At 72.9% G+C, this 5906-nt stretch carries 4 protein-coding genes; 1 reads left to right on the top strand and 3 read right to left on the bottom strand.

Features of this window, described 5'->3' with window-relative positions; all coding sequences use genetic code 11:
• Positions 1-461: 461 nt before the first annotated feature.
• Positions 462-881 (bottom strand): NTP pyrophosphohydrolase, encoded by a 420-nt coding sequence (locus ACSNOK_RS29800; RefSeq protein ID WP_436783912.1) that lies wholly within the window; start codon positions 879-881, stop codon positions 462-464.
• Between the two features lie 144 nt (positions 882-1025).
• On the opposite strand from ACSNOK_RS29800, the gene ACSNOK_RS29795 reads away from it, so the two are divergent.
• Positions 1026-2102, top strand: coding sequence for a hypothetical protein (locus tag ACSNOK_RS29795; protein ID WP_436783911.1), 1077 nt, complete (start codon positions 1026-1028; stop codon positions 2100-2102).
• A 229-nt stretch (positions 2103-2331) separates the two neighbouring features.
• Here the strand turns inward: ACSNOK_RS29795 and ACSNOK_RS29790 are convergent, their stop codons facing one another.
• Positions 2332-4461, bottom strand: coding sequence for a 3-hydroxyacyl-CoA dehydrogenase NAD-binding domain-containing protein (locus ACSNOK_RS29790; RefSeq protein WP_436783910.1), 2130 nt, complete (start codon positions 4459-4461; stop codon positions 2332-2334).
• The gene (locus ACSNOK_RS29785; protein WP_436783909.1) at positions 4458-5672 is read right to left on the bottom strand and encodes a thiolase family protein; all 1215 of its coding nucleotides are present in this window, start codon (positions 5670-5672) and stop codon (positions 4458-4460) included. Before ACSNOK_RS29785 ends, ACSNOK_RS29790 begins: the two co-directional genes overlap by 4 nt.
• Positions 5673-5906 lie beyond the last annotated feature (234 nt).

Raw genomic sequence — 5906 nt, 5'->3', positions numbered from 1 at the left:
GCCCGTACCCGGCGGCGGGACGCTGCGACCCGCAGGACGCCTTCCCGCCCTGGCAGCGAGCCTCCCTGGCAGCGAGCCGCCCGGGCCGCTCACCGCCGAGCCTTCCCGCCCGGGCCGCCCGGGCCGCCCACGCCGGGTCTTCCGCCCGAGGAGCCCACGCTGAGCCTCCCGGCCCGAGCCGCCCACCGCCGGGGCGTGCGGATGCGGCACACCGCCGAGGGCGTGCCGCTCGCGACGGAACGGTCCGCCGCCGGGTACGGGCACGGCCTGGGGGATGCCGCTGGGAGGGCGAAGAGAGAGCCGGAGGGGAACGGGGAAGGGCGCGGACGGCCCGTCGGCGCTGTACCGCCGCAGTCCGGCACGGGCCACACCGACCAAACCAGCCGACCCAGCCAAACCAGCCGACCCAGCCAAACCAGCCGACCCAGCCACACCGGCCGGGCCAGCCGACCCGGCCGGTGTCAGGGGCGTACCGTCCGGGGTCCCACCGTCTCCGCGCCCAGCTCCGTGACGCGCTCCCGCAGTTCCCGGTCCGCGGTCGCGACCACGCAGCGCCGTCCCCGGGCCCGCTCCCCGGCCACCACCTCGACGATCCGGTCGTCCCCGCTGCCGTCCGCCGTGTCCACCCGCACCCCCGGCACGGGCTCCGTCCCGCGTGCCGCGCCCTCGACCACCAGGACGACGTCCAGCGGGCCGGGCAGCGGCGGCAGGACGTCCGGCAGCCCGCCGGCCGCGTACGGGGCGAGGGCGTCGCGCAGCCGCTCGGTGGCGCCACGGCGGTCCCGCCACCAGCCGTCGGGAACGCTGCCCACGACATTGGCGGCGTCGACGACGAGCAGAGGACCGGCCCCGGGCGCTTCCGCTTCCCTACCGGCGTTCATATCGACCATATCGACCAGGCTCGCACGCCGAACGCGAACCGGAATGCGCCCACCTGCGCAATGTTATTGTCGGGGGTCGGAAAACGCCGGTGAAACGGCTCCGCGCGACGCGGAATTGGGGCAGAGAGAGGCTGGCAGCGAGTCATGGCACGGACGGCCACCCCCACGACCGGCTGGCTGTTGCGGGGACAGGACGGCCGGCTCACGGCCTACGCCCCCACCGTCGACGGCCTGCTGCGCTGGACCGAGAACCGTCCCGGCGGCCCGGACTGGACGGGCCCCGAGCGGATCACCGTCCCCGGCCTGGAGCCCCACCTCTCGCTGTGCCGCACGCCGCAGGGGTACGTGTACCTGTTCGGCGTTCGCACCCGGCGGACCGAGGACGGCCGTACCGACACCGACGTCGTCTACGCGACGCAGTTCCAGCCCGGCCGGGCCCTGACGCCCTGGCGCTCCATCGGTACCCCCTACGGCCAGGACCGCGAGCGGGCCGCGCGCATCGGGGCGCCCGCGGCGGTCGTGGACAAGAACGGCCCCCAGGTGTTCGTCCGGAACGCTGGCGGCGGCGTCTGCGGCCGCCGACAGGACGCCAAGGGCGTGTGGGGCCCCTGGACGGACATGAAGGGCAGTCAGGTCCTCGACTCCCTCGCCACCGCGGTGACCGACGAGGGGCGTGCCGAGCTCCTCGCGCTCACCGACGGCAACGTCCAGAGCTGGCGGCAGGAGGAGCCCGGCGGGCCGCTGAAGCGGGTGCGCAACATCCCGGCCGATCCGCTGCCCGGATCCGCCGCCTGTCTCGCCGCAGGTGAGGGCCGGGTCAGCCACTTCTGGCGGGAGGCCGCCGACTCGGTCCTCCGCGTCCACACCCGCGCCGTGGGTGACCCGGAGGACGATGTCGTCCCCGTCACCCTCGCCCCCTCCGACGACGAGGGCACCGGCCCCGTCGCCGCCGTCCGGACCACCATCGACGGCCACGACTGCACGGTCCTCGCACAGCGCACCGCCTCCGGCCTGCCGGCTGTCGCCGCGTACCCCACCGGGGACGAGGCGGCGGGGGCGTTCTGGTCGAAGACCGGGGAAGCGTGCGCGGGGGCGCCCGCGCTGGCGCTTGACGCGCTGGGGCGGGTGGTGCTGGCCGCTTTCACTCCTGACGGAGGGTTGTGCGTGACGCGGCAGAAGGACGAGGCGGGGCTGGCGCTGGGCCGCTGGGTGCGCGTGTAGTCGCCTGCGGCGGGCTGTGCCCCGGTCCCGCCCGCTCACCGTTTCCCGGGGGCCGCGCCCCCAGATATCTAGCCCGTCCGGCGTTTGAGGACAGCGCGCGCAGCGCGCTTCGGGGGGTGCGGGGGCCCGCCCCCGCGAGAAACGGCGAAAGGGCGGGACCGGGGCACCCCCAACGTGCCCGAGGGCCGCACGGACTCCGTCCGCACGGCCCTCGGGCACGCAATCGGCGTTACGCCGGAACGCTGGCGATCCCCGGCTCCAGGAACCGCTTGCCGTTCACCCGCTCCGAGACGCCCTCACGGTCCAGGTACGGCGTGACGCCGCCCAGGTGGAAGGGCCAGCCGGCGCCGGTGATCAGGCACAGGTCGATGTCCTGCGCCTCCGCCACGACGCCTTCCTCCAGCATCAGGCCGATCTCCTGCGCCACGCCCTCCAGGACGCGGGCGCGGACCTGCTCCTCCGTCAGGACGGTGTCGCCCTGCTTGAGGAGCGCGGCGACCTCGGGGTCCAGCTCCGGCTTCCCGGAGTCGTAGACGTAGAAGCCGCGCTTGCCCGCCTTGACCACGGCGGCCAGGTTGGGGGAGACCTTGAAGCGGTCGGGGAAGGCGCCGGCCAGCGTCTCCGAGACGTGCAGACCGATCGCCGGGCCCACCAGCTCCAGCAGCACCAGCGGCGACATCGGCAGACCGAGCGGCTCGACGGCCTTCTCGGCGACGGCGACCGGGGTGCCCTCGTCGATGACGTTCTGGATCTCGCCCATGAAGCGGACCAGGATGCGGTTGACGACGAACGCCGGGGCGTCCTTCACCAGCACCGCGGTCTTCTTGAGCTTCTTCGCCACGCCGAACGCGGTGGCCAGCGCCGCGTCGTCGGTGCGCTCGCCGCGCACGATCTCCAGCAGCGGCAGGACCGCGACCGGGTTGAAGAAGTGGAAGCCGACGACCCGCTCCGGGTGCTTCAGCTTCGACGCCATCTCGGTGACGGACAGCGAGGAGGTGTTGGTGGCGAGGATGGCGTGCTCCGGCACGACCGCCTCGACCTCGGCGAACACCTGCTGCTTGACGCCCATCTCCTCGAAGACGGCCTCGATGACGAAGTCCGCGTCGCCGAAGGCGGCGGCCTTGTCGAGGGAGCCCGTCACCGCGGCCTTGAGGCGGTTGGCCTTGTCCTGGTTGATACGGCCCTTGCCGAGCAGCTTGTCGATCTCGCCGTGGACGTAGGCCACGCCCTTGTCGACGCGCTCCTGGTCGATGTCGGTCAGCACGACCGGCACCTCCAGGCGGCGGGCGAACAGCAGCGCCAGCTGCGAGGCCATCAGGCCGGCGCCGACGACGCCCACCTTGTTGACCGGACGGGCCAGCGACTTGTCCGGGGCACCGGCGGGCCGCTTGCCGCGCTTCTGCACCAGGTTGAAGGCGTAGATGCCGCTGCGCAGCTCCTCGCCCATGATGAGGTCGGCCAGCGCCTCGCTCTCGGCCTCGAAGCCCTGGCGCAGGTCGCCGTTCTTCGCCGCGGAGATGATCTCCAGCGCGCGGTAGGCGGCGGGAGCCGCGCCGTGCACCTTGGAGTCGGCGAAGGCCCGGCCGCGCTCGACGGCCGCGTCCCACGCCTCGCCGCGGTCCACCTCGGGGCGGGAGACCTGGATCTCGCCCTTGAGGACGGCGGCGGTCCAGACGAGCGACTGCTCCAGGAAGTCCGCGCCCTCGAAGATCGCGTCCGCGATGCCGAGCTCGAAGACCTGCTTGCCCTTCAGCTGCCGGTTCTGGTTGAGCGAGTTCTCGATGATCACCGAGACCGCGCGGTCCGCGCCGATGAGGTTCGGCAGCAGGACGCAGCCGCCCCAGCCGGGGAGCAGGCCGAGGAAGACCTCGGGCAGCGAGAAGGCGGGGATGGCCTGGGACACCGTCCGGTACGAGCAGTGCAGGCCGACCTCGACGCCGCCGCCCATCGCCGCGCCGTTGTAGTACGCGAACGTGGGCACGGCCAGCGACGACAGCCGCTTGAAGACGTCGTGCCCGCCCTTGCCGATGGCCAGCGCGTCCTCACGGGTCCGCAGCAGCTCGACGCCCTTGAGGTCGGCGCCGACGGCGAAGATGAACGGCTTGCCGGTGACGCCGACGCCGACGATCTTCCCGGCCTTGGCCTCCGCCTCGACCTGGTCGATCGCCGCGTCGAGGTTGGCCAGCGACTGCGGGCCGAAGGTGGTCGGCTTGGTGTGGTCCAGGCCGTTGTCCAGCGTGATCAGCGCGAACGAGCCCGCGCCCAGCGGGAGTTCGAGGTGACGTACGTGCGCCTGGGTGACGACCTCGCCCGGGAAGAGCTCGGCCGCCCCCTTCAGCAGCTCGGCGGTGTTGCTCACTTGCCCTCCCAGTGGGGGTTCTCCCAGATGACCGTTCCGCCCATGCCGAAGCCCACGCACATGGAGGTGATGCCGTAGCGGACCTGCGGCTGCTCCTCGAACTGGCGGGCCAGCTGCGTCATCAGCCGCACGCCGGAGGAGGCCAGCGGGTGGCCGAACGCGATGGCGCCGCCGTACTGGTTGACGCGCGGGTCGTCGTCGGCGATGCCGTAGTGGTCCAGCAGCGAGAGCACCTGGACGGCGAAGGCCTCGTTGATCTCGAAGAGACCGATGTCGTCGATCGACAGACCGGCCTTGGCCAGCGCCTTCTCGGTGGCCGGCACCGGGCCGATGCCCATGACCTCCGGCTCCACGCCGGCGAAGGCGTACGAGACCAGCCGCATCTTGACCGGCAGCTCCAGCTCGCGCGCCACGTCCTCGGCGGCGATCAGCGAGGCGGTCGCACCGTCGTTGAGACCGGCGGCGTTGCCCGCGGTGACCCGGCCGTGCGGGCGGAACGGCGTCTTGAGCGACGCCAGGCCCTCCAGCGTGGTGCCCGGGCGCATCGGCTCGTCGGCGGTGGCCAGGCCCCAGCCCGTCTCACCGGCCTCGGGGCTGGTGCGGCGGACGGAGATCGGCACCAGGTCGGCCTGGATCTTGCCGTCGGCGTACGCCTTGGCGGCCTTCTCCTGGCTGCGGACCGCGTACTCGTCGGCGCGCCGCTTGGTGATGTGCGGCAGGCGGTCGTGCAGGTTCTCCGCCGTCATGCCCATGAACAGGGCGGACTCGTCGACCAGCTTCTCCGAGACGAAGCGCGGGTTGGGGTCCACGCCCTCGCCCATGGGGTGACGGCCCATGTGCTCGACGCCGCCGGCCAGGGCGATGTCGTAGGCACCGAGGGCGACGCCGCCCGACACGGACGTCACGGCGGTCATCGCACCGGCGCACATACGGTCGATGGAGTAGCCCGGCACGGACTGCGGCAGACCCGCGAGGATGCCGGCGGTGCGGCCCAGGGTCAGCCCCTGGTCGCCGATCTGCGTGGTGGCGGCGATGGCCACCTCGTCGATGCGGGCGGGGTCCAGGCCCGGGTTCCGGCGGAGCAGCTCCCGGATGCACTTGACGACCAGGTCGTCGGCGCGGGTCTCGTGGTAGATGCCCTTCGGGCCCGCCTTGCCGAACGGGGTGCGGACGCCGTCGACGAAAACGACGTCCCTAGCGGTACGAGGCACGTTGGCTCTCCTCCAGGTGCGGATCGCTGCGCGCGGGCATGCCGATACGGCTCCGCCGCGGTGCGGGCTGACAACCTCATGCTACTTACGGGTAACCAAGCTGCCCAGCCCCCTCGGCGGGAGCGGTGAACGTCACACTCCGTGTGGGGGCGCCCCGGTCCCGCCCCTTCGCCGTTTCCTGGGGGCTGCGCCCCCAGACCCCCGCTTTCGCGGCTTCGCCGCTCGTCCTCAAAC

This window comes from Streptomyces sp. URMC 126 (genome assembly GCF_051386555.1).
Lineage (GTDB): Bacteria > Actinomycetota > Actinomycetes > Streptomycetales > Streptomycetaceae > Streptomyces.
The sequence above is the reverse complement of the archived record's forward strand: the minus strand, read 5'-3'. Positions and strand labels throughout refer to the sequence as shown.